General features: G+C 70.6%; 23 protein-coding genes. 12 read left to right on the forward strand and 11 right to left on the reverse strand.

Annotated elements, in window-relative coordinates; translation table 11 throughout:
- Positions 1-47: 47 nt before the first annotated feature.
- The gene (locus AC1MLT_RS12860; protein ID WP_481032593.1) at positions 48-944 is read left to right on the forward strand and encodes a hypothetical protein; all 897 of its coding nucleotides are present in this window, start codon (positions 48-50) and stop codon (positions 942-944) included.
- Between the two features lie 50 nt (positions 945-994).
- On the forward strand, positions 995-3,775 hold the full coding sequence (locus AC1MLT_RS12865) for a hypothetical protein (protein WP_481032594.1): 2,781 nt from the start codon (positions 995-997) through the stop codon (positions 3,773-3,775).
- 54 nt (positions 3,776-3,829) lie between these two features.
- On the opposite strand, the gene AC1MLT_RS12870 is transcribed toward AC1MLT_RS12865, so the two are convergent.
- Both AC1MLT_RS12870 and AC1MLT_RS12875 read right to left on the reverse strand, forming a co-directional pair.
- Positions 3,830-4,231, reverse strand: coding sequence for a phage holin family protein (locus AC1MLT_RS12870; protein WP_481035011.1), 402 nt, complete (start codon positions 4,229-4,231; stop codon positions 3,830-3,832).
- Positions 4,232-4,325: 94 nt separating this feature from the next.
- Positions 4,326-5,270, reverse strand: coding sequence for a LysR substrate-binding domain-containing protein (locus AC1MLT_RS12875; protein WP_481032595.1), 945 nt, complete (start codon positions 5,268-5,270; stop codon positions 4,326-4,328).
- A gap of 186 nt (positions 5,271-5,456) precedes the next feature.
- Here AC1MLT_RS12875 and AC1MLT_RS12880 point away from each other — a divergent pair, with 186 nt between their 5' ends.
- Together AC1MLT_RS12880 and AC1MLT_RS12885 are read left to right on the forward strand one after the other, a co-directional pair.
- Complete coding sequence (locus AC1MLT_RS12880; RefSeq protein WP_481032596.1) at positions 5,457-6,656, forward strand: acyl-CoA dehydrogenase; 1,200 nt, start codon at positions 5,457-5,459, stop codon at positions 6,654-6,656.
- A 104-nt stretch (positions 6,657-6,760) separates the two neighbouring features.
- Positions 6,761-7,999: a CaiB/BaiF CoA transferase family protein gene (locus tag AC1MLT_RS12885; protein WP_481032597.1), complete on the forward strand. Its 1,239-nt coding sequence runs from the start codon at positions 6,761-6,763 to the stop codon at positions 7,997-7,999.
- A 19-nt stretch (positions 8,000-8,018) separates the two neighbouring features.
- On the opposite strand, the gene AC1MLT_RS12890 is transcribed toward AC1MLT_RS12885, so the two are convergent.
- Complete coding sequence (locus AC1MLT_RS12890) at positions 8,019-8,492, reverse strand: hypothetical protein (protein WP_481032598.1); 474 nt, start codon at positions 8,490-8,492, stop codon at positions 8,019-8,021.
- Here AC1MLT_RS12890 and AC1MLT_RS12895 point away from each other — a divergent pair.
- The gene (locus tag AC1MLT_RS12895; RefSeq protein WP_481032599.1) at positions 8,491-9,153 is read left to right on the forward strand and encodes a DUF427 domain-containing protein; all 663 of its coding nucleotides are present in this window, start codon (positions 8,491-8,493) and stop codon (positions 9,151-9,153) included. The two genes, AC1MLT_RS12890 and AC1MLT_RS12895, sit on opposite strands and share 2 nt — an antisense overlap.
- 30 nt (positions 9,154-9,183) lie before the next feature.
- Here the strand turns inward: AC1MLT_RS12895 and AC1MLT_RS12900 are convergent, their stop codons facing one another.
- From AC1MLT_RS12900 to AC1MLT_RS12910, 3 genes are read right to left on the reverse strand one after another with little or no spacing between them, the layout of a single operon-like run.
- Positions 9,184-10,155 (reverse strand): glutaminase, encoded by a 972-nt coding sequence (locus AC1MLT_RS12900; RefSeq protein WP_481032600.1) that lies wholly within the window; start codon positions 10,153-10,155, stop codon positions 9,184-9,186.
- A complete protein-coding gene (locus AC1MLT_RS12905) occupies positions 10,155-11,102 on the reverse strand; it encodes a DMT family transporter (protein ID WP_481032601.1) in 948 nt (315 codons plus the stop codon). The genes AC1MLT_RS12900 and AC1MLT_RS12905 overlap by 1 nt, the downstream gene beginning before the upstream one ends.
- 10 nt (positions 11,103-11,112) lie before the next feature.
- Positions 11,113-12,069, reverse strand: coding sequence for a LysR family transcriptional regulator (locus tag AC1MLT_RS12910; RefSeq protein ID WP_481032602.1), 957 nt, complete (start codon positions 12,067-12,069; stop codon positions 11,113-11,115).
- 104 nt (positions 12,070-12,173) lie between these two features.
- On the opposite strand from AC1MLT_RS12910, the gene AC1MLT_RS12915 reads away from it, so the two are divergent.
- From AC1MLT_RS12915 to AC1MLT_RS12935, 5 genes are read left to right on the forward strand one after another with little or no spacing between them, the layout of a single operon-like run.
- A complete protein-coding gene (locus AC1MLT_RS12915) occupies positions 12,174-13,289 on the forward strand; it encodes an aryl-sulfate sulfotransferase (protein WP_481032603.1) in 1,116 nt (371 codons plus the stop codon).
- Positions 13,290-13,335: 46 nt separating this feature from the next.
- Entirely contained in the window at positions 13,336-14,301 is a 966-nt protein-coding gene (locus AC1MLT_RS12920) for an ABC transporter substrate-binding protein (protein WP_481032604.1), read from the forward strand.
- A gap of 2 nt (positions 14,302-14,303) precedes the next feature.
- Positions 14,304-15,056, forward strand: a complete 753-nt coding sequence (locus tag AC1MLT_RS12925) for an ABC transporter ATP-binding protein (RefSeq protein WP_481032605.1) — start codon at positions 14,304-14,306, stop codon at positions 15,054-15,056.
- A 46-nt stretch (positions 15,057-15,102) separates the two neighbouring features.
- A complete protein-coding gene (locus AC1MLT_RS12930; RefSeq protein WP_481032606.1) occupies positions 15,103-15,978 on the forward strand; it encodes an ABC transporter permease in 876 nt (291 codons plus the stop codon).
- Between the two features lie 28 nt (positions 15,979-16,006).
- Complete coding sequence (locus tag AC1MLT_RS12935) at positions 16,007-17,014, forward strand: isopenicillin N synthase family dioxygenase (RefSeq protein ID WP_481032607.1); 1,008 nt, start codon at positions 16,007-16,009, stop codon at positions 17,012-17,014.
- Here the strand turns inward: AC1MLT_RS12935 and AC1MLT_RS12940 are convergent.
- The 3 genes from AC1MLT_RS12940 to AC1MLT_RS12950 all read right to left on the reverse strand — a co-directional run bounded on the left by AC1MLT_RS12940 (position 17,011) and on the right by AC1MLT_RS12950 (position 19,660).
- The gene (locus AC1MLT_RS12940) at positions 17,011-17,520 is read right to left on the reverse strand and encodes a flavin reductase family protein (protein ID WP_481032608.1); all 510 of its coding nucleotides are present in this window, start codon (positions 17,518-17,520) and stop codon (positions 17,011-17,013) included. The two genes, AC1MLT_RS12935 and AC1MLT_RS12940, sit on opposite strands and share 4 nt — an antisense overlap.
- Before the next feature lie 82 nt (positions 17,521-17,602).
- Positions 17,603-18,832 (reverse strand): nucleoside recognition domain-containing protein, encoded by a 1,230-nt coding sequence (locus AC1MLT_RS12945; protein WP_481032609.1) that lies wholly within the window; start codon positions 18,830-18,832, stop codon positions 17,603-17,605.
- Between the two features lie 21 nt (positions 18,833-18,853).
- Positions 18,854-19,660, reverse strand: coding sequence for a metallophosphoesterase (locus tag AC1MLT_RS12950; RefSeq protein WP_481032610.1), 807 nt, complete (start codon positions 19,658-19,660; stop codon positions 18,854-18,856).
- A 206-nt stretch (positions 19,661-19,866) separates the two neighbouring features.
- Between AC1MLT_RS12950 and AC1MLT_RS12955 the strand changes: the two genes are divergently transcribed.
- A complete protein-coding gene (locus tag AC1MLT_RS12955; protein ID WP_481032611.1) occupies positions 19,867-20,043 on the forward strand; it encodes a hypothetical protein in 177 nt (58 codons plus the stop codon).
- Between the two features lie 19 nt (positions 20,044-20,062).
- On the opposite strand, the gene AC1MLT_RS12960 is transcribed toward AC1MLT_RS12955, so the two are convergent.
- Positions 20,063-21,052, reverse strand: a complete 990-nt coding sequence (locus AC1MLT_RS12960; protein ID WP_481035013.1) for a LysR family transcriptional regulator — start codon at positions 21,050-21,052, stop codon at positions 20,063-20,065.
- 113 nt (positions 21,053-21,165) lie between these two features.
- Between AC1MLT_RS12960 and AC1MLT_RS12965 the strand changes: the two genes are divergently transcribed.
- Positions 21,166-21,711: a hypothetical protein gene (locus AC1MLT_RS12965; RefSeq protein ID WP_481032612.1), complete on the forward strand. Its 546-nt coding sequence runs from the start codon at positions 21,166-21,168 to the stop codon at positions 21,709-21,711.
- Between the two features lie 124 nt (positions 21,712-21,835).
- On the opposite strand, the gene AC1MLT_RS12970 is transcribed toward AC1MLT_RS12965, so the two are convergent.
- A complete protein-coding gene (locus AC1MLT_RS12970; RefSeq protein WP_481032613.1) occupies positions 21,836-23,686 on the reverse strand; it encodes a phosphoenolpyruvate carboxykinase (GTP) in 1,851 nt (616 codons plus the stop codon).
- Positions 23,687-23,927 lie beyond the last annotated feature (241 nt).

Genomic DNA, 23,927 nt, shown 5'->3' on the forward strand with positions numbered 1-23,927 from the left:
CTCGTGCATTGCCGCCGGACGCCGATCCGGCGTCCCGGAAGGTACCGATGCCCATGTGCCAGGAAGAGCCCGTCCCGCGCGCGCCGCCGCGCCTCGCGCCATCGCATCGCTCGGCCACGATGCGATCCGCGCGGCGGGCCGTGGCCGCCTGCGTGCGGGGTCTCGCGATCGGCGCGCTGCTGCCATCGATTGCCCTGGCGCAGACATCGCCCAACGGCATCGCGACGGCGCCATCCGACACCTGGCATCTCCAGACCAGCATGATGAACATGGATGCCTCGACCCGGTTCACGGCATCGATCGTGCTGAACAATCCCGGCGAATCGATCGTGTACGTGCGCAGCAGCGCCGAGCGGGTCGCCATCGTCGATGGCGAGCGCCGCCGCCTGCCGATCCCGGAGGGCGCCCTGCGCGTCTATCCCGAGGAGTTCGTGCTGCGCCCGGGCGAGGCCTTCACGGCGCGGCTCGTCGCTGACCCCGACCGGATGGCGGGCGTCAGCGCCAGCTACTACGTCAAGTTCGTGGACAGCGCCGACATCCGCGCCGACGAACTCGGCAAGGGCGGCGTGCAGAGCGCCTACCTGCTGGGATTCGAAGCGCTGGTGACCGTCAACCGGACGCCGGTGCCCCGGATCGGCGCGGCGCAGCTGCGGCTCGCGCGCGACGAAGGCGACGATGTCTATGCCCTGACGAATCTCTCGGGTCGTCACCTGTACCTGGATCGCGGTGGTCTCTGTCCACCGTCCCGGCCGATGCTGGTGGATTGCCAGGCCTTCCCCGAGTTTCCGCGCCAGTCGCTCCTGCCCGACGAGACCGTGCGGTTCCCGATCGCTCCGCTGCGGCCCGCCGCCGAGGATCTCGTGGCCGTGATGGTGCATGCCGGTCTGAGCCAGCGCGACCGTGTCGAGGTCGTCTACCTGCCGGCGCGACCGGCCTCCCGATAGGCCGGGGACCGCGATGCGGACCTCCCGCCGCCAGCGCCGCCGCCATGGGCATGCTCGCAGCATCCCCGGTGGTGTCGCGCGGCTTCCGGATCGCTCGGTCCGTGGCCTGGCATGGCGTGCTGCTGCACGTGGCCGTGGCGGCATGCCTGGCCGGCGAGCGGCCACCATCGATCGCGACGACCGCCGAGACCGCGACGACCGTCGAGACCGCGCCGGTGGCGGGCCCGGGGGTCGGGCGCCTGAAGCGCGAGCCGCCGCCGACCTTCGGCCCGGGCACCCTGACGATCGACCGGGTCCTGGTGTGGCGCGGCGAGCGCAAGGGCGCGATCGTCTTCGTCACCCGGCCCGGCGCGCCCGAGGGCGACGCGCGGGCGTCGTACATCCTGGTCCCGTCGGCCACGCGCGCGTTCCGCGACCTCCTGCGTGACCTGGGCTTCGAGCGCGCGGCGGTCGACGCCTATCTGCAGCAGCCGGTGTTCGAACTCGAGCGGGCGACCTGCCTGGCCCTGGCGGCGACGCCGCAGATCTGCATCGACATGCGGCTGCGATCGCGGCACGGCATCGATGCGCAGGGCCAGCGCCAGGAGGAGCTGGTCCTGCTGGCCGACGACACCCGGCGCCAGCTGGTCGAGACCGGCGTGGCGACGACGTCGCCGGCCTGGGTCGGATCCACGAACCTGTCGCTGGGCACGACGCGCAGCGCGGCGGGCGCCAACCCGAGCGGCCCGACCGTCGCCCACCACCTGAACCTCGCCGCGCGCGGCGTGCTGTCGAAGGGCGACGGCCTGCTGCAGTACGACGTCACCGCATCGCACCAGCCCTCCGATACCGCCGCCATCGCCGCCACCGGCGCCGGCGCCAGGCCCCGCAACGGCGCGCACGTCAATCTCCTGGCATGGGGCCGGCGCCTGGGCCTCCAGGCCGGCACCGCCTACGCGGGCGTGTTCCAGAGCGACATCGGCATGGATGGCGGCGGTGGCAGCGGCGCCCACCTGTTCCTCGTCAGTCCGGCCATCGTGGGATTGGCCTGGAAATCCGACGGCGGCGGGATCTCCGCGTTCGGGCGCACGCAGCGCGTGCGGCTGCAGCTGCTGTCGCCATCCCACGTGCGCATCGTCTCCCAGGGGGCCCAGCTGTTCGAGGGCACCCTGCAGCCGGGCGAGCGGATCGTGTCGTTCCCCGGCTATGGCCAGCCGTTCGTGGAGGTGATCGTGCGCGACGCCCTGGGCGTGGAGCGGCGCCAGCGGGTGGAGGTGCTGCCGGCCGACGCCGCCGATGCCCCGGCCTTCGACCCGGTGCGCGACCCGCATGGCTTCTATGTCGACATCGGCCGCCCGCTGTTGCAGGACACCCTGGAAGGCACGCGCCACCGACGCTTCCAGGTGCTCGACCAGACCGTGCTGTCCTTCGGCCATGCCTATGCCGGGACCTGGGGCCGGCTGCGCTCGGGCCTGCAGGGCGGCAGGGGATTCACCCGCATCGCCACGGCGCTGTCCGACCCGACGCTGTCGATCCAGGGTTCGCTGATGCTCGGCACGCATGGCGAGCGGGGCATCGGCGGCAGCCTGCAGCCGGTCCTGGAGAGCGGCTGGCAACCCTCGGTCAGCTTCACCGACTACCGGACCTCGCGCTCCGCGAGTGCCCCGGGCGCGGGCGATGGCGATTGCCGCCTGCTCGTCGACGGTCTGCGGTGCTATGCGCCGACCGACTACCGCTCGACGACCTGGGGACTGGGCCATCGGGATTGGCCGCTGCGCCTGACCTACGTCGAATCGCGTCTGGAGGGTGCCGTGCTGCGGCGCGCCACGCTGCAGGCGAGCCTGGGCGTGCGCATCGCCGGGCGGCAGAGCAGCGTGCTGGCGATGCTCGGCTACGAGCCGGGCACCCGGGCCAGGTCGCTGCTGGTCGTGTGGGTCGTGCCGCTGGAGGCGGGCGGTTCGGTGCTGACCGGCTCGGTATCGACCGACCTGCGCGGCGGCGCCGCGGTCTCGGTCGGGCACTCGCGCTCGCTGGACCCCGCGAGCCACGCGCAGCTGCGCTCCTACTCGCTCAGCGCGAGCGGCTCGCGCAGCCCGGGCGATGGCGCGGCGGAAACGCAGGGCGGGGCCGCGGCGGGCCACATCGACGCCCAGCTCGGTCCGGTGGCCCACACCACGTCGCTGAGCGCGGGGCGCGACACCACCTCGCTGCAGGCCGGCTTCTCGCTCGACCATGCCCTGACCGACGCCGGAGCGGCCTTCACGCGGGAGAACCGCGGCGTGGTCGGCTCGACCCGCCTGTTCGAGCATCCGGGCGCGGCGGGCGTGACCATCGCCAACCGGTCGCAGGAGCCGCAGACCGCGCTGATCGACGGCGCCAGCGTCGACGTGCCCGCGACGACGAATGTCTACGTGCCGGTGGCGGCGGGCTACCTGCGGGGCGTGACGGTGTCGCCGGGACCCGCCCTCGGCGAGGCGCAGGCCGCGGCCGGGCAGTATCTCCACAAGGGCAATGTCAAGTCGGTGGTGATCGCCGACGGTTTCTGGGTCGTGGCGCGTTTCGTGGCGCCGGACGGCACGGCGCTGCCGGTGCGGTTCACGGCCAGGCGCCCGGGCGAGAGGCTCGAACGCCTGTACCTGGATTCACGCCGGCAGACCGTGCTGTTCGAACTGCGCGAGGACGGCCCCACCATCACCCGCTTCGTCGTCACCGAGGGGGTCGATGGCCGGCCGGGCGCCGAATACCGCTGCACCGTGCCGCAGGCCGATGCGCCCCGGCCGGACCAGGTCGCCACCTACCGGCCCTTGCGTTATGACTGCGTGCCCTGGACCCACGAGGCGCCGCCGCGATAGGCCGTCACGGGGACACCGGGCGGAGCGCCCGCCCGCCGGGGCGGCGCCCGGCGCTCACAGCCACAGGCCGTTCTGCGGCATCTGGATCGTCGTCGCCGGATCGCCGCTGCCCAGCAGCGAGCCGATCACCAGGCTCAGCAGCGAGACGAAGATGCTGGCGAACAGGGCGGTCCAGAAGCCCGAGACGCGGAAGCCCCGCACCAATGCCGAGACCCCGAGGATCATCAGCGCGTTGATGACCAGCAGGAACAATCCGAAGGTCAGCAGCGTCAGGGGCAATGTCAGCACGATCAGCAGCGGCTTGACCACGGCGTTGGCGAAGCCCAGGAGCAGGGCCGAGACGGCGAGCGCCCCGGTGGTGTCGAAGCGGATGCCGCGGAACAGGTGGCTGGCGACCCAGAGGGAGAAGGCGATGATGGCCCAGTGGATGAGGAAGGGCGTCAGGGTCTGCAGCATGGTGGCGGGGGTCTGGGCGATCGATGGCGCCGGTGGTCCGGCTGGAATCCCGAGCATGCCGGCGAACGGCGGCCCGGCGTATCGGCGGGCATCCTCAGGCGCCGTCGTCGGCGACCGTCTCGGTCAGCCAGGCGCAGAAATGCGCCAGCACCGGCGGGTCCTGCGCGTGCTCCGGCATCACCAGGTAGTAGCCGCGCTCGCCCTTGAGCGGCCGGTCGCAGGCAACGACGAGGTCGCCGCGCGCGAGTTCCTCCGCGATCAGCAGGGTCGGGATCAGCGCCACGCCCAGGCCGTGCGCGGCGGCGACGGCCAGCATGGAGAACAACTCGTGGCGCGGGCCCGAGCGCGCCAGCGGCGCGTCCACGTCCTGGGCGTCGAACCACTGGCGCCAGCCGTCGGGGCGCGTGCTCTGCTGGAGCAGCGGCATGGTGGCGATGCGCGCCGGGGACAGGCCGCCGTCGTCGCCCTTGCGCCGCGCGCCGGCATGGCGCCGCAGCAGCTCCGGGCTGCAGATCGGCGTCACGTCCTCGTCGAGCAGCCGCACGGCCCGCGTGCCGGGCCAGTTCGCCACCTGGGCCCGCGTGCCGGCATAGAGCGCGGCATCGAACTCGGTGTCGTTGAAGAGGAAGGGGCGGGTGCGGGTCTCGATGTGCACCACCACGTCGGGGCAGCGCCGCGCGAAATCGGGCAGCCGCGGGATCAGCCAGCGCGTGGCGAAGGTCGGCACCGCCGCCAGCGACAGCGCGCCACCGGCGCCGGCCGCGTCGTGGTGGGCCATGGCGTCCAGGGTGTCGCGCTCGATGGCTTCGAGCCGGCCGGCGATCTGGCGGGCATAGGCGCGTCCGCCCGCCGTGAGCGCGACGCCATGGCGCGTGCGGCGGAACAGCGCGACGCCGAGGAAGGACTCCAGCGAACCGATCTGGCGCGACACCGCGCTCTGCGTCAGCGCCAGTTCCTGCGCCGCGCGCGTGTAGCTCTCGTGGCGGGCGGCGGCATCGAAGCACAACAGGGTCTGCAGTGGGGGTATCTTGCGGCGCATGTATGCGTGGAGTGTATGAATGCGGCGCGCCGGGAGGGCCGCCGGCATCGAAGCCACTGCATCCGGTGGGTCATCCAGATATGCGCCGGACGCATGCGGGGGTGAGAAACACTCGTTTGCGCCGGGGCGGGTCGGTCGCTACGATGAGCCCACCACCTTCCACCGCTCGCCGGAGACATACCCGCCATGGCCACCAAAGCTTTCTTCCACTGGGACGACCCGCTGCAGATCGACGCGCAGCTCACCGACGACGAACGCATGATCCGCGACGCCGCCAATGCCTACTGCCAGGAGCGGCTCGCCCCGCGCGTGGTCGAGGGCTTCCGCACCGGCGAGACCGATCCGGCGATCTTCCGCGAGATGGGCGAGCTGGGCCTGCTGGGCCCGACCATCCCCGAGCAGTACGGCGGCCCCGGCCTCAACTACGTCGCCTACGGCCTGATCGCGCGCGAGGTCGAACGCGTCGACTCGGGCTACCGCTCGATGGCCAGCGTGCAGAGCTCGCTGGTGATGGTGCCGATCAACGAGTTCGGCACCGAGGCCCAGAAGCAGAAGTTCCTGCCCAAGCTGGCCACCGGCGAATGGATCGGCTGCTTCGGCCTGACCGAGCCCGACCACGGCTCCGACCCCGGCAGCATGGCGACCCGGGCCAAGAAGGTGCCGGGCGGCTACTCGCTGTCGGGCAGCAAGATGTGGATCAGCAACTCGCCGCTGGCCGATGTCTTCGTGGTGTGGGCCAAGGAGGTCAGCGAGAGCGGCGCCGTCGGACCGATCCGCGGCTTCGTGCTGGAGAAGGGCATGCAGGGCCTCACCGCCCCGGCCATCCACGGCAAGGTCGGCCTGCGCGCCAGCGTCACCGGCGAGATCGTGATGGACGGCGTCTTCTGTCCCGAGGAGAACGCGTTCCCCGAGGTGCAGGGCCTCAAGGGTCCGTTCACCTGCCTCAACAGCGCCCGCTATGGCATCTCCTGGGGCGCCATGGGCGCGGCGGAGGACTGCATGCACCGCGCCCGCCAGTACGTGCTCGACCGCAAGCAGTTCGGCCGGCCGCTGGCGGCCAACCAGCTGATCCAGAAGAAGCTGGCCGACATGCAGACCGAGATCGCGCTGGGCCTGCAGGGCAGCCTGCGCCTGGGCCGCATGAAGGACGAGGGCACGGCCTCGGTCGAGATCACCTCGATCATGAAGCGCAACAACTGCGGCAAGGCGCTCGACATCGCCCGCCTGGCGCGCGACATGATGGGTGGCAATGGCATCAGCGACGAGTTCGGCGTCGCGCGCCACCTGGTCAACCTCGAGGTGGTGAACACCTACGAGGGCACGCACGACATCCACGCGCTGATCCTGGGTCGCGCCATCACGGGCATCGCCGCGTTCGCGAACTGAGGTCCCGGGCGGCGAGCCGCCCGGACCGTCGTCGGGAGAGGGAGCGGGCCGCGCGTCCACCGATCGATCCCTTCCTCCATCCATCCCTCCATCCCCACGCGCTCATGAGCTCTGCACTCGAAGGCATCAAGGTTCTCGATCTCTCCCGCGTGCTCGCGGGCCCGTGGTGCACGCAGATCCTGGCCGATCTGGGTGCCGATGTCGTGAAGATCGAGCGGCCCGGCGTCGGCGACGACACGCGCGCCTGGGGCCCGCCGTTCCTGAAGGACGCCGAGGGCAACGACACCGACCAGGCCACCTACTTCACCGCCTGCAACCGCAACAAGCGCTCGGTCACCGTCGACATGGCGACACCCGAGGGCCGCGACCTGCTGCTGCGCATGGCCGCGCAGAGCGACATCGTGGTGGAGAACTTCAAGACCGGCGGCCTGAAGCAGTACGGCCTCGACCACGAGAGCCTGCGCGCGGCCCACCCGCGCCTCATCTACTGCAGCATCACCGGCTTCGGCCACGACGGCCCGCATGCCAACCGCGCCGGCTACGACCTGATGATCCAGGCCACCAGCGGCATGATGAGCATCACCGGCCGGCCGGACGACGAGCCCGGCGGCGGCCCGTTGCGGGTCGGCGTGGCGCTCACCGACCTGTTCACCGGGGTCTACGCCAGCACGGCCATCCTGGCCGCGCTGGAGGTGCGCCATCGCACCGGCCGCGGCCAGCACATCGACATGGCGCTGCTCGACGTCGGCATGGCGATCCTGGCCAACCAGGCCAGCGCCTTCCTCAACACCGGCGCCGCGCCGCAGCGCCAGGGCAACAGCCATCCCAGCCTCGCGCCGTACCAGGACTTCCCGACCCGCGATGGCGCGATGCTGCTGGCGATCGGCAACAACGGCCAGTTCATGCGCTTCTGCGAGGCCGCCGGCCAGGGCGACTGGGCGCGCGACGAGCGCTTTGCCACCAACACGCTGCGCGTGCGGCATCGCGAGGTGCTGATCCCGCTGATGGCCGCCGTCACGCGCACCCGCAGCACCGCCGAGTGGGTCGCGCTGCTGGAGGACAAGGCCGTGCCGTGCGGGCCGATCAACGACATCGCGCAGGCCTTCGACGATCCGCAGGTGAAGGCGCGCGGCCTGGCCGTGGCGCTGCCGCGCGATGGCCAGGGACTGGGCGACGGCATCGAGCGCATCGTCGGCGTCGCGAGTCCGCTGCGGCTGGCGGACACGCCGCCGGTGCTGCGCCACGCGCCGCCGGCCCTGGGCCAGCACACCGACGAGGTGCTGGCCGAATTCGGACTCGACGCCGCGCAGCGCGCGGCATTGCGCGCCGCCGGCGCGATCTGAGCGCGCCGCGAGGCAGGCGTCAGCGCGGCCGCTCGTAGCCGTTGTCGATCCAGGCGGCGGCGCTGTCGGCCGTCAGCTTGAAGGTCGGCGGCACGCGGATCTCGGCGAGCGTGTCGCCATGCGCGTCCTCGGCGCTCAGCACGGCATGCGGGTTGTCCTCGTCGGGCACGATGCGCAGCGCCACGCGGATGCGCGCCGAGCCGTCGCCGATGTTCACATGCTTGTTGAGCCGCGCGTGCAGCTGCTGCTCGTGGCGGCGCAGCACCTCGTTGGCGGTCTTGACCAGCGTGTGGAAGGCCGGCGCGTCGAGCGGCTTGGGATTCTTCTTGTCGCGGCCCATGGTCCAGGGGCCGACCAGGGCCGGCTCCGGATCGCCGTGGCGCGTCATGGCCACGGCCCAGCCGTCGTCGTCCTCGTTCTTGATGACGCGGGCGGTCCAGACTTCGTCGCGCCAGAGCGTGGGTTCCTGAATGGGTTCGAGTTCTTCGGTCATGGTGCGACCGTACTACGAGCGCGGGCCGATGTCGGTCATGATGGAGCGAAATCCCTCGCAGGAGACCGCCGCCATGACCGCCGATGCATCCGATGCCCGTTCGCCGAGCGACGAAGAGAAGGAGCGCCGCGCCTGGGCCCGTTCGATGTGGACCCACGTCGGCGACGGGCGTCCGCCATTCGCCGTCGCGCCCGGACCCGGGCAGGTCTCGGTCTGGGACTATCCGCGCCCGCCCCACATCGCGCCCGATGCGCGCGAGGTCACCATCCACGCCGGCGATGTCGAGATCGCCCGTACCCGGCGCGCCCTGCGCGTCATGGAGACCGCCAGTCCGCCGACGTGGTACCTGCCGCGCGCCGACGTGCGCGCCGACCTCGTCGTGCCGGCGGCCGGCGAATCGTTCTGCGAATGGAAGGGCACCGCGCGCTACCTGTCGGTGGTGGTGCCGGGCCAGCGCTTCGACCGCGTGGCCTGGTGGTACCCGGCGCCATTGCCGCACTACGCGGCCCTGGCCGGCCACATCGCCTTCTACCCGCAGCCGCTCGACTGCCGTGTCGATGGCATGCGCGTGGAGCCGCAGCCCGGCCGCTTCTACGCCGGCTGGATCACGCCCGAGCTGGTCGGCCCGTTCAAGGGCGCGCCGGGGTCGGAGGGCTGGTGAGCGGCCCGGCGGGCCCTGCGCGGGGCGCGCTCAGAACACCGACAACCCGGTCTTGGCCACGAACAGTTCCAGTGCCTTCAGGCCGAGCAGCGAGTTGCCCGCCGCGTCGAGCGCGGGCGACCAGACGCACAGCGTGAGCCGGTCGGGCACCACGGCGACGATGCCACCGCCCACGCCGCTCTTGCAGGGCAGGCCGATGGAGAAGGCGACGTCGCCGGCGGCGTCGTAGGTGCCGCAGGTCAGCATCAGCGCATTGATGCGGCGCGTCTGGCGATCGCTGACGACGGCACCGGCATCCACATCGGCAGCGCCGGGCCGCGCGCGCCGCAGCGGATGCGCGCCGTCGCGGCACAGGAAGCCGGCGGCGCGCGCCAGCTGGACGCAGCTCATGCGGATCGCGCACTGGTGGAAATACATGTCGAGCACGTCGGCGACGTCGTTGTCGATCTTGCCGAAGCTCTTCATGAAGTTGACCAGGGCGACGTTGCGGAAGCCGGTCGCGGCCTCGGACGCGGCCACCTCGGGATCGAAGGCGACGGGCTCGCCGGCGAGGTCGGTCATCAGCGCCAGGATGTCGTCGCGGGCGTCGCGCGGGCCCGCCCCGCAGGCGGCGGCGCGCGCCTGCGTGACCAGCCGGTCGGCCACCGCCAATGCGCCGGCATTGATGAACGGATTGCGCGGGCGCCCGGCCTCGAACTCCAGCTGCACCAGCGAATTGAACGGATTGCCCGAGGGCTCGCGGCCGATGCGCTCCCACAGGCGCTCGCCCAGGCAGCGCATGGCGAGCGTGAGGGTGAAGAGCTTGGACACGCTCTGGATCGAGAACGGCGCGCGCGCGTCGCCGGCGCAGGCCTCCTCGCCGTCGCGGGTGCGCAGGGCGATGCCGAAGTGCTCGGCCGGCACGCGCGCGAGCGCCGGGATGTAGCTGGCCACGGTGCCGGCCGCGCCCAGCAGCGGGCGGATCTCGGCATCGATCTCGTCGAGGACGGTCTGGAATTCCATCAGGGTTTCCGGGCGGAGGAGGAGGAGGTGGCGACGCGGGGCGCGGGGGCCGGACCGGTGCGGTTGACCAGCACCACGCCCAGGCCCACGCCGGCGAGCGCCAGCAGCAGGTGCGGCGTCACCGGCTCGCCCAGCAGCACGACGCCGAACACCAGCGCGAACACCGGCGTCAGGAAGGTGAAGGAGGCGATGCGCGTGGCCGGGTAATGGCGCAGCAGCCACATCCACGCCAGGTAGCTGGCGAAGGCGCCGATGCCGGTCTGCAGGGCGATCGAGAACCAGGCATAGGCCGAGTACGCCAGGCCACGCGTCTCGCCCAGCCACAGCGACAGCACGGGCGTCACCACGGCGGTGACGGCGATCTGATAGAAGAGCGTCTTCTCGGCGCTGGCCACGGCCAGGCGGGTGGCGCGGATCGCCAATGTCGTCAGGCCCCACAGCACGCCGGCGGCCAGCCCGAGCGCGTCGCCGCGCCACTGTCCGGTGCCCGCGCCATGGCCGAACAGGCTCTCGCCGAAGGCCACGACCACGCCGGCGAAGGCCAGCGTCAGCCCCAGCCACTGGACGCCGCGCAGGCGCTCGCCCGGCACGAAGCGCGGCAGCAGCACGGCCACGACGAAGGGCGCCGTGTAGACGAACACCGTCAGGCGCGAGGCGCTGGTGTGCTGCAGCCCGAGGTAGATGCAGACGAACTCGGCCGCGAACAGCGCCCCCGCCAGCAGGCCGCCGGCCAGCGTGCCGTCGCGCTCGAACAGCGCGATGCCGCGCGAGCGGCACCACAGCACCAGCAGCAGCACCGCGCCGGCCATGCGCAGCGAGGCCTGCCACATCGGCGGCACCTCGGCCACGGTGGTCTTGATGAGGATCTGCTGCAGGCCCCAGAAGGCGCAGCAGGCGACCAGCACGCGGATGGCGACGGTGTCGAGGTGGGGCTTGCGCTCGGTCATGGGAGCAAGCCTACCGCGCGAAGCCGTCCTGGCGCAGCGGCGGTCCCAGGGTGTCGAAGCGCTGGCCGATCGCCATCAGCGCCGCCTCCAGGAACTGCAGGAACATGCCCATCGCCACCGAGGTGGTCTGGCCGCTGCGCTGGTAGAGGCAGCTGAAGGAGCGGGCGCCGGCATCGGCCAGCGCCGTCCACACCAGCCGGCCCTGCGCCACGTCCTCGGCCACGTTCTCGGGGATCAGGAAGCCGATGCCGGTGCCGCCGGCCACCAGTCGCCGCACCATCGCCACCGAGCTGGTCTCCACCAGCGGCCGCGTGGCGCGGTGCTCGCGCAGGTCGATCTGGTCGACCAGCGCGCGCAGCTCGGTGTCGGGCGTGAGCAGGATCAGGGGCTGGTCCAGGCAGTCGCGCAGGCGCGGCAGGCGCCCGGGCGGCGTCAGCAGGGCATGGCCCGGCGCCGTCACCAGGCCGAGCTGCTGCGGAAAGGCGCGCACCTCCTCGACGCCCGGCGGGGGCTTGCGGCGCAGGCAGAAGCCGACATCGGCCTCGCCGTTGGCGACCCACTTGAGGATGCTCTCGCCATTGCCCGAACGCACGCCATAGGTCACGCCGGGATAGCTCTTCATGGCCGCCTCGATCACCTCGGGCACCAGCTGCTCGGCCGACGAATGCGAGACCGCGAGGTTGATGTGGCCGCGCCGCAGCGAGCGCAGGTCCTCGACCTGGGTCAGCGCATGGTCGAAATCGCGCTGGGCGCGGCGGATCGCCGCCACCATGATCTCGCCAGCGGTGGTGAGCTGCATGCCGCGCGGCAGGCGGTCGAACAGCGGCGTGCCGACCTGCTCCTCCAGGTTGAGCACCTGCTGGTGCACGGCGGCGGCGGTGAGGTGCAGCGACTCGGCCGCCTTGCGGATCGAGCCGCGCCGGGCCACCTCGTCGAAGCAGCGGAAGTTCTGGGAAATCGAGCGCATCGGGCACTGTACGGTTTTTGCTGACGCGCCGTTCGAAACAATCAGGTTTTCCGGACGCGGACATCGGCATAGATTCGGTGCTCTTTGCTTACGAGGAGTCCCGCTTGGCCACCACCGTCGACCAGATCACCCAGCGCCGCCGCGGCGTCGGCCTCATCGCCCACGACCCGGCCCTGTCCGCCGGCGGCTACACGCTGATCGCGCCGCAGACGGCCGGCGGCCATGTCTACCTGATCGACATCGAGGGCACCGTGGTGCACGAGTGGAAGATGCCGGTGCGCCCGGGGCGCCACGCCGTCATCCTGGAGAACGGCAACCTGGGCTACAACGGCAACCACCCGGACTCGCCCGACCTCTATGCGGCCTGGTCGATGTGGCATGGCGGCGATTTTTACGAGGTCACCCCCCAGGGCGAAGTGGTCTGGCGCTACCAGGACCCGGCGCACCACCACGATGCCCGCTGGCTGGCCAACGGGCACCTGCTCTATGCCGCCTGCGCTCCGGTGCCGCCCGGTTTCGCCGAGCGCGTGCCCGGTGGCACCGCGCACGGCCCCGACGAGCCGATGTTCGGCGACGTGATCCGCGAGGTGGACCGCGCCGGCGAGCTGGTCTGGGAATGGAAGTCCTGGGAGCATCTCGATCCGGCGGACTTCCCGATCCATCCGGGCTTCGGCCGCTACCACTGGCCGCTGGTCAACGGCCTCGACGTCGATGCCGAGGGCCGCGTGCTGATGAGCCTGCGCACCACGGCCGGCATCATCGGCGTCGACAAGGCCTCGGGCGAGGTGAAGCTGCACATCCCGCCGAGCGTGGTGTCGCACCAGCACGCGCCGGTGGCGCTGCCCGACGGTCGCATCCTGGCCTTCGACAACGGCAACTTCCGCGCCGGCAGCCATGTCGCCTTCTCGCGCGTGCTGGAGATCGATCCGGCGACCCACGAGGTGACCTGGTCGTATGCCGACGAGATGGTCAATGCCTTCTTCACCGCCTTCATGGGCAACGCGCAGCCCCTGCCCAATGGCAACGTGCACATCACCGAGTCGGCCACCGGCCGGCTGTTCGAGGTCACGCGCGCGGGCGAGGTGGTGTGGGAGTACGTGATCCCGTGGTTCGCCGAGTACCCCGACGCCGCCGCCCGCAGGACCGGCCCCGGCCGCCTCAACAGCGTGTTCCAGACCTATCGCTATGGCCGCGAGCAGCTGCCTTGGCTGGCGGCATGAATCCCGCTTGGCCTTACCCGACATCCCCCGTCCCCCGGAGTCCGACATGACCACAGCTCTCTTCCGCCGCACCGCCCTGGCCCTGGCCCTGGCCGCCGTCTCACTGGTCGCGCTGCCGGCGGTGGCGCAGGACGCCCGGCCGGTGCGCATCCTCACCAACTGGTTCGCGCAGCCCGACCAGGCCGGCTACTGGCAGGCGCAGCAGGACAACCTGGGTCGCGACGCCGGCCTGAGGATCACCGTGCTGCAGGGCGGCCCGAAGATCCAGACCATCCCGCAGGTGGCCTCGGGCCAGGCCGAGTTCGGCATCGGCAACGCCGACGACGTGCTGCTGGCGCGATTGCGCGGCGCGCCGGTGCGCGCGGTGTTCGCCCACCTCGACCACGTGCCCTACGCCCTGGTCCATCACGCCGATCCGGCCGTGAAATCCATCGCCGACCTGCAGGGCCGCACCTTCGCGGTCAATGTCGGCAATGCCTACTGGGAATGGACCAAGAAGCAGTACAAGCTCGCCGGCACGCGCGAGATCCCGGTCAGCGGCGACCTCAGCCTGTTCCGCAACGATCCGAAGATGGTGCAGCAGGGCTACTCGCTCTACCTGCCCGCGCGCATGGCCGAGGCCGGCATCGCGGTGCAGTCGATCACGCTGGCCTCGCTGGGCTACCGGCCCTACAACGTGCTGTTCACCACCGACGAGATGATCAGGAAGAACCCGGCGCTGGTGAAGGCGGCGGTCGCGGCGGTGCAGAAGGGCTGGGCCAACTACGTGCGCAATCCCTCCGGCCTGAAGCCGATGTTCGCGGAGATGAACAAGCAGATCTCGCCGGCGGTCTACGACGCGGCCAACAAGGAGATGATCGAGCGGCTGATCTCGCACGACCTCGGCCGCATCGGCTGCATGAGCGACGCGCGCTGGAGCGAGCTCGCGGGCCAGTTGCGCAGCGTGGCCTTCCTGCCGGCGGGCTTCGACGAGAAGCAGGCCTACGACCGCTCCTTCGTGCCGGGATGCTAGACATGGCCCACGGTGCCGACATCCATCTCAAGGGCGTCTCCAAGCGCTTCGACAACGGCCTGCGGGCGCTCGATCGCGTCGACCTGGACCTGCGCGCGGGCGAGTTCGTGTCGATCGTCGGGCCCTCGGGCTGCGGCAAGTCGACCCTGCTGCGCATCGTCGCCGGCCTGGTCGGATCGAGCACCGGGACCTGCGAGCGGCCGGCCGATGTCGAGACCGCCTTCGTGTTCCAGGAGGCCGCGCTGCTGCCCTGGCGCAACGTCGAGCGCAACGCGCAGCTCCTGATGGAGCTCGAGGGCTACGACCCGGCCGAATGCCGCGCGCGGGTCGCCGAGGCGTTGGCGCTGGTCGGGCTCGCGGGCTTCGAGAAGTCGTATCCGCACCATCTCTCCGGGGGCATGCGGATGCGGATGCGGCTGTCGCTGGCCCGCGCGCTGGCGCTGCGCCCGGCGTTGCTGCTGCTCGACGAGCCGCTCGCGGCGGTCGACGAACTCACGCGCGACATCCTGCAGGAGGAGCTCTCGGCGCTGTGGCGCCAGGCCGGCTTCACCGCCGTGCTGGTCACGCACAACGTGCACGAGGCGGTGTTCCTGTCCGACCGCGTGGTGGTGATGTCGCCACGCCCGGGCCGCATCGTCGACGTCATCGACGTGCCGTTCGCCTTCCCGCGCGCGCCCGAACTGCGCGCCAGTCCCGAATTCGCGCGGCTCACCGGCGAGGTCACGGCCGCGCTGCGTCGTCCGCTCCCGGCCTGAGCGCCCCCCCCCCCGATCCCGCCCCGCGTCACGGACTCCCCCCGCCATGTCATCGCCCATCACCGTCATCTCCAGCGCGCGCAAGGGCGCCGACCGCGGCCCCGCCGCCGACGCCGTCGTGCGGCCCCCCTCGCGCGCGGCCGCCTTCACGCAGGCCGCCTGGCCGGTCTGCGCCGTCGCGGTGCTGGCCATCGCGCTGTGGTACCTGCTGACCGCCACCGTCTATCAGGGCAAGGGCTATCTCGTGCCCGCGCCCCAGGAGGTGGCGGCGGCGGTGGCCGAGAACGCCGGCGTGCTGGCGCTCGCCACGCTCACCACCCTCAAGGAGGCGACGCTGGGCTACCTGCTGGCGATCGTGGGCGGCATCGGCCTGGCGGCGCTGATGAGCCAGTCGCGCCTGCTCGAGCGCAGCATCTACCCGTACGCGGTGCTGCTCCAGACGGTGCCGGTGGTGGCGATCGCGCCGCTGATCGTGCTCTGGTTCGGCTACAACGACCTGTCGGTGGTCATCATCAGCTTCATCATGTCGCTGTTCCCGATCGTCAACAACACGCTGCTGGGACTGCGTTCGACCTCGCGCAACCTGACCGAGCTGTTCGCGCTGCACACCACCAGCCGCTTCACCTCCTTCGCCAAGCTGCAGCTGCCCGGCGCGCTGCCGCACATCATCGCGGGCCTGCGCATCTCGGCCGGGCTGTCGGTGATCGGCGCCATCGTGGGCGAATTCATCATCGGCTCGGGCAACGCGCAGGGCGGCCTGGGCGTGCAGATCGTCTTCGCCCAGGGCCGCATGTACACGGCGCTGCTGTTCGCCGAGGTCATCGCCGCGACGCTGCTGGGCTTCCTGTTCTTCATGGTGGTGAGCGGCATCGGGCGGCTGCTGCTGAAGAACTGGCACGAGTCGGCCATCGGCAAGGGATGATGGCGGACCGATCGAAGGACCCGTCGACATGACTTCTGCAGAGCACCCGCCCGCCGCCATCTCCGCCGCCGGCATCCCGCGCATCGACATCGCCGAGCTGGCCGCGCCCGCCGTGGCGGCCCGCCGCGCCGTCGCCGCGCGCATCGGCGCCGCCTGCCGCGATGTCGGCTTCTTCGCCATCGAGGGCCATGGCGTGCCGGCCGCGCTGGTGGATGCGGCATTCGCCGAGAGCGCGCGCCTGTTCGCGCTGCCGCTCGCGGCCAAGCGCGAGATGGCGATCGACCGGCTCGGCAGCAACCGGGGCTATGTCGGCCTGGGCGTCGAGGCGCTCGACGAGACGGCGGCGGCCGACCACAAGGAGGCCTTCAACCTGATCTGGAGCGACGACGGCCGCACGCGGCCGGTCAACGTCTGGCCGCCGCTGCCGGATTTCCGCATCACGCTGCAGGCATATTTCGACGCGCTGCTGGCGGTCGGCACGCGGCTGCACCGGGCCTTCGCGCTCGACCTCGACCTGCCGGAGGACTTCTTCGCCGACCGCATCGACCGCCCGCTCGCCACGCTGCGCCTGCTGCGCTATCCGGCGCCGGCGCCGGCGCCGGTGGCCGCCGACGCGGGGCCGGCGGACGACATCGGCATTCCGGGCGCCGGCGCCGGCACCCACACCGACTATGGCAACGTCACGCTGCTGGCGACCGATGGCGTCGCCGGATTGCAGGTGCGGCGACGCGACGGCACCTGGATCGACGTGCCCGCGCTGCCTGGCGCCTTCGTCTGCAACATCGGCGACTGCCTGATGCGCTGGACCAACGACGTCTATGTCTCGACGCCGCATCGCGTGCGCCGTCCCCTGGCCGAGCGCCGCTCGATCGCCTTCTTCCTCGATCCCAATCCGGACGCGCTGGTGAGCGCGATCCCCTCGTGCGTGGCCGAGGGCGAGGTGCCTCGCCATGCGCCGATCACGACGCACGACTACCTGCAGCAGCGCTTCGCGGCCACCTACGCCCGCCCGCCCGCCGTGCCGGCGCGCGGCTAGATCAGCCGCTCGGTGTAGAAGCGCCCACCGTGATAGAGCAGCGGCGCGGCGTCCTCGCGATGCGTGCAGCGCTCGACCTCGCCGACGAAGATCACGTGGTCGCCCTCGTCGTAGCGGCTGCGGTTGAAGCATTCGAAGGTCGCCGCGCAGCCCGAGATCACCGGCACGCCGCTGGCGCCCTCGGTGAACTCGACGTCGAGCCAGCGATCGGTCTTCTTCTGCGCGAACTGCTCGGCCAGCGCCTTCTGGTCGGCCGCCAGGATGTTGACCGCGTAATGCGATCCCGTGCCGAGCGCCGGCATCGAGCCCGAGCTGCGCGCCAGGCTCCAGAGCACCAGCGGGGGATCCAGCGAGACCGAATTGAAGGAACTGGCGGTCAGTCCGACCAGCACGCCGGCGGCCGTGCGGGTGGTGACGATGGTGACGCCCGTGGCGAACATTCCCAGCGCCTGACGGAATTCGCTGGCCGAGAAGGAGGGCGGCCGGGCCCGGGCGGAAGGTTTCACGAGGATGGGACGGAGGAGGAGCGGGGAGACCCATTTTGGCCGATCCCTCGCGCCCGTCCGTCCATGCGGACATCCATGGCCCTCATCCGAAGAACCAGTAGCACACCGCGATGGCCGCCACCACGCCCGCGAACTCGGCCACCAGCGCGCAGGCCACCGCGTGCCGCGCACGCTGGATGCCCACGGCGCCGAAGTACACCGCCAGCACGTAGAAGGTGGTCTCGGTGCTGCCCTGGATGACGGCCGCGGCGAGCGCCGGGAAGCTGTCCACGCCCTGGCTCTTCATGGTCTCGATGAGCATGGCGCGGGCCGCGCTGCCGGAGAACGGCTTGACCAGGGCGGTCGGCAGCGCGTCGACGAAGCGCGCGTCCCAGCCGGTCTGTCCGACCAGCCAGCGGATGCCGCCGAGCGCGAGGTCCAGCGCGCCCGAGGCCCGCAGCACGCCGATGGCGCACAGCATCGCCACCAGATAGGGCAGCAGGTTGCGGGCGACGTCGAATCCCTCCTTCGCGCCCTCGATGAAGGCATCGTAGACCCGCACCCGCCGCAGAGCCCCGACCACCAGGAAGACGACGATCATCCCGAACAGCGCCAGGTTGCCCAGCAGCGAGGACAGGGCGGCCAGCGCCGTCGCCGAGAGCGTGGCCAGCAGCGCCATGAAGCCGCCCAGCCCGAGCGCCAATGGCAGCAGATAGGCCAGCACCACCGGGTCCCACAGCCGCAGGCGCTGCACCAGCGCCACCGACAGCAGGCCGACCAGCGTCGAGGCGCTGGTCGCCAGCAGGATCGGCAGGAACACCAGCGTCGGGTCGGGGGCGCCCTGCTGGGCGCGATACATGAAGATCGTCACCGGCAGCAATGTCAGCGAGGACGCGTTGAGCACCAGGAACAGGATCTGGGCATTGCTCGCGGTCCCGGGGCGCGGGTTGAGCGTCTGCAGCTCGCGCATCGCCTTCAGGCCGATCGGCGTGGCCGCGTTGTCCAGGCCGAGGGCGTTGGCCGCGAAGTTCATGGTGATCAGGCCCAGCGCCGGATGGCCCGACGGCACCTCCGGCATCAGGCGCCGGAACAGCGGACCGAGCAGCCGCGCCAGCCACGCCACCAGCCCGGCCGCCTCGGCGATGCGCAGCAGGCCCAGCCACAGCGTCAGCGTGCCGAAGAGCAGCACCATGATCTCCACCGCCAGCCGCGCCATCGCGAACAGGCTCTCGACGATGGTGGCGAAGACGGCCGGATCGCCGCCGACCAGCCAGCGGCCGAGCGCGGCCAGGGCGGCGATCAGGAAGAAACCCAGCCAGAGGCCATTGAGCATGCGCGGAACTCCGGACGCGTTTCAGCGCAGTTCGAGGAGGCGGTCGGGCCGGAACGCGTCCTGCTCGCCCTTGGAGGCATAGCCCAGCGGATTGGCGATCACGCGGCAGCCGTCCTTCACGTAGTCGTGGGCGCAGTGCAGATGGCCGTGGAGCCAGAAGTCCGCCAAGGGCAGCAGATCGTCGAGCGAATTGCAGAAGCCCGCCGTGCCGGGCCGCAGGCCGTAGCGCGGATCGGCGCTGGCGAGCGTGGGCGCGAAATGCGTGACGACCACCGTCGTGCCATCGAAGGGGACCGCCAGCGCGTCGCGCAGCCAGGCCTCGCAGACCAGCGCGCGCTCCCGCAGCTGCTCGGCCAGGAACGGCAGGCCGTGGTGGGTCGCGGCGGCCTTCTCCAGATAGAAATTCGCGGCCCGCATCGCCTTGCCGCGCTTCTTCAGGCGCGCGGCAAGGTCCTCGCCCGGCTCGACCAGGGCATCGAAGTCGGCCCACAGCGTGGTGCCGATGAAGCGCACGCCGTCGCGCACCACCGTCGCGCGTTCGAGCCAGGTGATGTCGAGCTCGGCGCACAGCGCGCGCAGGCGCTCGTCGCGCTCGTCGACATCGGCGCCGTCGTATTCGTGATTGCCCGGGACATAGAGCACCGGCGTCGGCCAGCCATGGCGCGGTGAGAAACGCGCCAGGCCGAAGTCCGGCGTCTCCAGGCGCGAACCCTGCTGGTAGGAGCCGATGTCGCCGGCCAGCACGAGCAGGTCGGCGCCCGGCGCGGGCGCGACGAACAGATGGGGATGCGACTCCAGGTGGAGATCGGACAGGAGCTGGACCTTCATGGCCGGCAGTCTAGGGGTTGTGTCGCGCGATGCGGCGGGGCGGGGTCGCTCGGCGCGGCGCCATGGAAACGCCCGCCGGCCGCTCGACGGCATCGGGACATCATCACGTCATGCAATAAATGCATGAAATCAGGGCTTGTGGATTAGGGATAACCCTTAATCTACAAGCTTCATCCACCCCAGCGCAGCCCCGGGCTCGCCGAATCATGTTGTTCCGTCTGATGGCCCAAGCGGCCCGCTTCCTCCACGCCACTCCTGCCGACGTGCCCGCCAGTCCGGCCGCCACGCTGATGGAGAACGCCGATTTCCGTGCCGGGCTCGATGCCCAGCATGCGCAGGAACTGCGCGTCGCCGCCAGCGCCTGGCTCAGCGTCGTGCGCTGAGCCTTCCGGCGCCGCCGCGTCAGGATGGGGCGCCGAATACCTCGTCCGACAGGACCGAGCGCGCGAATGCCGCTGCCGCCGCGCGGATGAGCGCATCGCGCAGCCACTGGTGCGCATGCCCGTGCTGCGCGCGCCGGTGCCAGACCGCATCGACATGCACGAGCGGCTGGTCGAAGGGCAGGTCGCGCAGCATCAGCTGCTCGTCGATGCCGGTGACGCTGACGAAATGGCGCGGCAGCACCGTCAGCAGGTCGGAATTGGCCACCACGCGACCGGCGGTGAAGAACTGGTTCACCGTGACCACGATGCGCCGCTCGCGCCCCAGCGCGCCGAGCGTCTGGTCGATGAAGCCATAGGGCCGGCCGGAAAAGCTCACCAGCAGATGGCGCGCGGCGCAGAAGTCGTCGAGCGTGAGCGGCTGCGCCGCCAGCGGATGGCCACGCCGCATCACGCACACGTACTGGCCCACGTACAGCCGCTGGGTCTCAAACGGCACCGCCAGGCCCGACTGGCCTCGCGCCGTCAGGCTGGCGATCACGGCCGGGAAGTAGCCGATCGCCATGTCGGCGCCCTCGTTCTCCAGCAATTGCCGTGGATCGCGCGTGGTCAGTGGCACCACGCGCACCGAGATCGCGGGTGCCTCGGCCTGGGCGATCTGCACCAGCCCCGGGATCAGTTCAGCCGCCGTGGCGTCGGCCATGGCGAGCACGAAGGTGGTGTCGGCGACGGCGGCGTCGAAGGCATTGGGCGCCAGCGTGTGCTGCAGCTGGAGCAGGGCGTCGCGCACCGCCGGCCACAGCGCCAGCGCGCGCGGCGTGGGCTCCACGCCGGCTCCCGAGCGGCGCAGGAGGTCGTCGCCCAGCACTTCTCGCAATCGGCGCAGCGCATTGCTGACCGCGGGCTGGGTCAGCGAGAGGTTGCGTGCCGCGCGGGTCAGGTTGCGTTCGGCCATGACCTCGTCGAAGACGCGCAGCAGGTTGAGGTCGAGCGTGCGAAAGTTGACGTCCATCATCCTCGTGAATGATATACATCATCAATATAAAGTGGATAGACAGTAGGGTAACCCCTAATATCACCCCATCGGCACTCGCCAACCACTGTCTACTCACCGAAGGACGCACCATGACCAGCTTTGTCCACGTCGACCAACCCACCGAACATCCCGGCGTCAGCCGCGCCGGCGCCGCTTTCTCCGAACTCCGCAACACGCGTCTCGACACCGTCGGCGCGGCCGGCCTCGCGGCACTCCTGCTTTCCATCATCGTCGCGGCCCTGGTGGTCGGTGCCGATCATCTGGCCGACAGCCTCGAGGACGGTGGTCTGCTGACCGCCTGGCTCGTGATGTGGGCGGTGGTCTTCGTCGTGATGGCGCTCGTCGCCAACCGCGTGGGCGCCCTGTTCGTCCGTGCCCGGACCGGCTGGAACGCCTACTCGCAGCGCCGCGCCGCCGCCGCCGCCGATGCCAAGTTCCTGGCCTATGCCCGCTACGATACCCGCGTCATGCACGAACTCCAGGCCGCCACGACGCGCCACGAAGCATCGCAGAGCGCGACCCTGGTGCCGGCCCGTCAACTGGCACGCCAGCTGGTGGCCGAGCGTTCGGCCGCCGCCGAAGTGCCCACGCTCTACGAAGCCATGCGCCGGGTCAATCTGGGCAAGTACTACTGATCCGCATCCGCTCCGAAAAAAAAGCCCCGCATCGCGGGGCTTTTTTCATTTGTCCCGTGCCGGCGCCCGAGGAACGGCACCGGGACGGCAGGGTGGGCGCTGACCGCCATCACCCCGCATCCGCTCAGGCGGCCAGGCGTTCCTCGATGGCGGACTTGGTGGCCGGCAGCTCGGCGGGCAGATGATGCGCGAGCTGATCGAACAGTTCGGCATGCAGCTTGAGTTCGGCTTCCCAGGCAGGACGATCCATGCTGGTGACGGAGTCGAACTGATCCGCGCTGAAGTCGAGGCCGGTCCAGGTCAGGTCCTGGTAGCGCGGCGACACGCCGAAGACGTGGTCGGTGCCCGAGGCCTTGCCCTCGATGCGGTCGATCATCCACTTCAGCACGCGCATGTTCTCGCCATAGCCCGGCCAGACGAACTTGCCGTCGGCGCCCTTCCTGAACCAGTTGGTGGTGTAGATCCGGGGCAGCGTGGCGCCGGAGGCCTCGAGCTTCTTGCCCAGGTCGATCCAGTGCTGGAAGTAGTCGCTCATGTTGTAGCCCATGAACGGCAGCATGGCGAACGGGTCGCGACGCACCACGCCGGCCTGTCCGGTGGCCGCGGCGGTGGTCTCCGAGCCCATGGTCGCCGCCATGTAGACGCCCTCGATCCAGTCACGCGCCTCCGTCACCAGCGGCACGGTGGTGGAGCGGCGGCCACCGAAGATGAAGGCGTCGATCTTGACGCCGGCCGGATCGTCCCAGGCCTCGTCGAGCGCGGGATTGTTGGTGGCGGCGACGGTGAAGCGCGCGTTGGGGTGCGCCGCCTTGGCGCCGGTCTCCTTGGCGATGGCGGGCGTCCAGTCCTTGCCCTGCCAGTCGATGGCATGCGCCGGCGGCTCGCCCATGCCCTCCCACCAGACATCGCCATCGTCGGTCAGCGCGACGTTGGTGAAGATCACGTCGCGGTCCAGGCTGGCCATGCAGTTCGGGTTGGTCTGCGCGTTGGTGCCCGGGGCGACGCCGAAATAACCCGCCTCCGGGTTGATGGCGCGCAGCGAGCCATCGGCCTGGGGCTTGATCCAGGCGATGTCGTCGCCGATGGTGGTGACCTTCCAGCCGTCGAGGCCGGCCGGCGGGATCAGCATGGCGAAGTTGGTCTTGCCGCAGGCGCTCGGGAACGCGGCGGCGACGTGGTACTTGCGGCCTTCGGGATTGGTCACGCCCAGGATCAGCATGTGCTCGGCGAGCCAGCCCTCGTCGCGGCCCATGGTGGAGGCGATGCGCAGCGCGAAGCACTTCTTGCCCAGCAGCGCGTTGCCGCCATAGCCCGAGCCATAGCTCCAGATCTCGCGCGTCTCGGGGTAGTGGACGATGTACTTGGTCTTGTTGCAGGGCCAGGCCACATCCTGCTGGCCCGGCTCGAGCGGCGCGCCCACGGTGTGCACGCAGGGCACGAATTCGCCATCGGCGCCCAGCACGTCATAAACCGCGCGGCCCATGCGCGTCATGATCTTCATGTTGACCGCGACATACGGACTGTCGGAGAGCTCGATGCCGATGTGGGCGATGGGCGAACCCAGCGGACCCATCGAGAACGGCACCACGTACATCGTGCGCCCGCGCATGCAGCCATCGAACAGCGGCTGCAGCGTCGCGCGCATCTGCTCGGGCGCCATCCAGTTGTTGGTCGGGCCGGCATGCTCCTTGTCGGCCGAGCAGATGTAGGTGCGGTCCTCGACGCGGGCGACGTCGCTCGGGTCGGACGAGGCGAGGTAGGAATTCGGGCGTTTGGCCTCGTCGAGCTTCTTGAAGGTGCCGGCTTCGACCAGCTGGGCGCACAGGGCCTCGTATTCCTCGGTGCTGCCATCGCACCAATGGATGTCCTTGGGCTTGCACAGGGCCGCCATGTCGGCCACCCAGGCGATCAGCTTGGCGTTCTTGACATAGGAAGGTGCCTGAATCATCAGGTCCTTCATCACGGTTTCGTTCATCGCAGGAGTCTCCGGAGTTGAAAAATCGTCTTTTTCAGCGGGGCTCGAAGCGATGAGGACACGCGAGGGCCGCTGGAGAAAACGTCTTCCCTCACGGAAAACGAGAACTAAAGATTTGTGTTTTAACGATTTATGACAGATTGGTCACGCACGAAGGCGACGGGAAACCATGCTGTCCGTGCGAAAAGCACGCAATCGGAAGACGTCGGGGCCGCTGGACCGACGGGGGAAGCGCTGGATT

This window comes from Variovorax sp. PEI5 (assembly GCF_056679935.1).

Coding starts and splice junctions, on each gene's coding strand:
- AC1MLT_RS12860 (WP_481032593.1), top strand. CDS start 48: ATGCCCATGTGCCAGGAAGAGCCCGTCCCGCGCGCGCCGCCGCGCCTC.
- AC1MLT_RS12865 (WP_481032594.1), top strand. CDS start 995: ATGCTCGCAGCATCCCCGGTGGTGTCGCGCGGCTTCCGGATCGCTCGG.
- AC1MLT_RS12870 (WP_481035011.1), bottom strand. CDS start 4,231: ATGCTGCAGACCCTGACGCCCTTCCTCATCCACTGGGCCATCATCGCC.
- AC1MLT_RS12875 (WP_481032595.1), bottom strand. CDS start 5,270: ATGCGCCGCAAGATACCCCCACTGCAGACCCTGTTGTGCTTCGATGCC.
- AC1MLT_RS12880 (WP_481032596.1), top strand. CDS start 5,457: ATGGCCACCAAAGCTTTCTTCCACTGGGACGACCCGCTGCAGATCGAC.
- AC1MLT_RS12885 (WP_481032597.1), top strand. CDS start 6,761: ATGAGCTCTGCACTCGAAGGCATCAAGGTTCTCGATCTCTCCCGCGTG.
- AC1MLT_RS12895 (WP_481032599.1), top strand. CDS start 8,491: ATGGTGCGACCGTACTACGAGCGCGGGCCGATGTCGGTCATGATGGAG.
- AC1MLT_RS12890 (WP_481032598.1), bottom strand. CDS start 8,492: ATGACCGAAGAACTCGAACCCATTCAGGAACCCACGCTCTGGCGCGAC.
- AC1MLT_RS12900 (WP_481032600.1), bottom strand. CDS start 10,155: ATGGAATTCCAGACCGTCCTCGACGAGATCGATGCCGAGATCCGCCCG.
- AC1MLT_RS12905 (WP_481032601.1), bottom strand. CDS start 11,102: ATGACCGAGCGCAAGCCCCACCTCGACACCGTCGCCATCCGCGTGCTG.
- AC1MLT_RS12910 (WP_481032602.1), bottom strand. CDS start 12,069: ATGCGCTCGATTTCCCAGAACTTCCGCTGCTTCGACGAGGTGGCCCGG.
- AC1MLT_RS12920 (WP_481032604.1), top strand. CDS start 13,336: ATGACCACAGCTCTCTTCCGCCGCACCGCCCTGGCCCTGGCCCTGGCC.
- AC1MLT_RS12925 (WP_481032605.1), top strand. CDS start 14,304: ATGGCCCACGGTGCCGACATCCATCTCAAGGGCGTCTCCAAGCGCTTC.
- AC1MLT_RS12930 (WP_481032606.1), top strand. CDS start 15,103: ATGTCATCGCCCATCACCGTCATCTCCAGCGCGCGCAAGGGCGCCGAC.
- AC1MLT_RS12935 (WP_481032607.1), top strand. CDS start 16,007: ATGACTTCTGCAGAGCACCCGCCCGCCGCCATCTCCGCCGCCGGCATC.
- AC1MLT_RS12945 (WP_481032609.1), bottom strand. CDS start 18,832: ATGCTCAATGGCCTCTGGCTGGGTTTCTTCCTGATCGCCGCCCTGGCC.
- AC1MLT_RS12950 (WP_481032610.1), bottom strand. CDS start 19,660: ATGAAGGTCCAGCTCCTGTCCGATCTCCACCTGGAGTCGCATCCCCAT.
- AC1MLT_RS12955 (WP_481032611.1), top strand. CDS start 19,867: ATGTTGTTCCGTCTGATGGCCCAAGCGGCCCGCTTCCTCCACGCCACT.
- AC1MLT_RS12960 (WP_481035013.1), bottom strand. CDS start 21,052: ATGGACGTCAACTTTCGCACGCTCGACCTCAACCTGCTGCGCGTCTTC.
- AC1MLT_RS12965 (WP_481032612.1), top strand. CDS start 21,166: ATGACCAGCTTTGTCCACGTCGACCAACCCACCGAACATCCCGGCGTC.
- AC1MLT_RS12970 (WP_481032613.1), bottom strand. CDS start 23,686: ATGAACGAAACCGTGATGAAGGACCTGATGATTCAGGCACCTTCCTAT.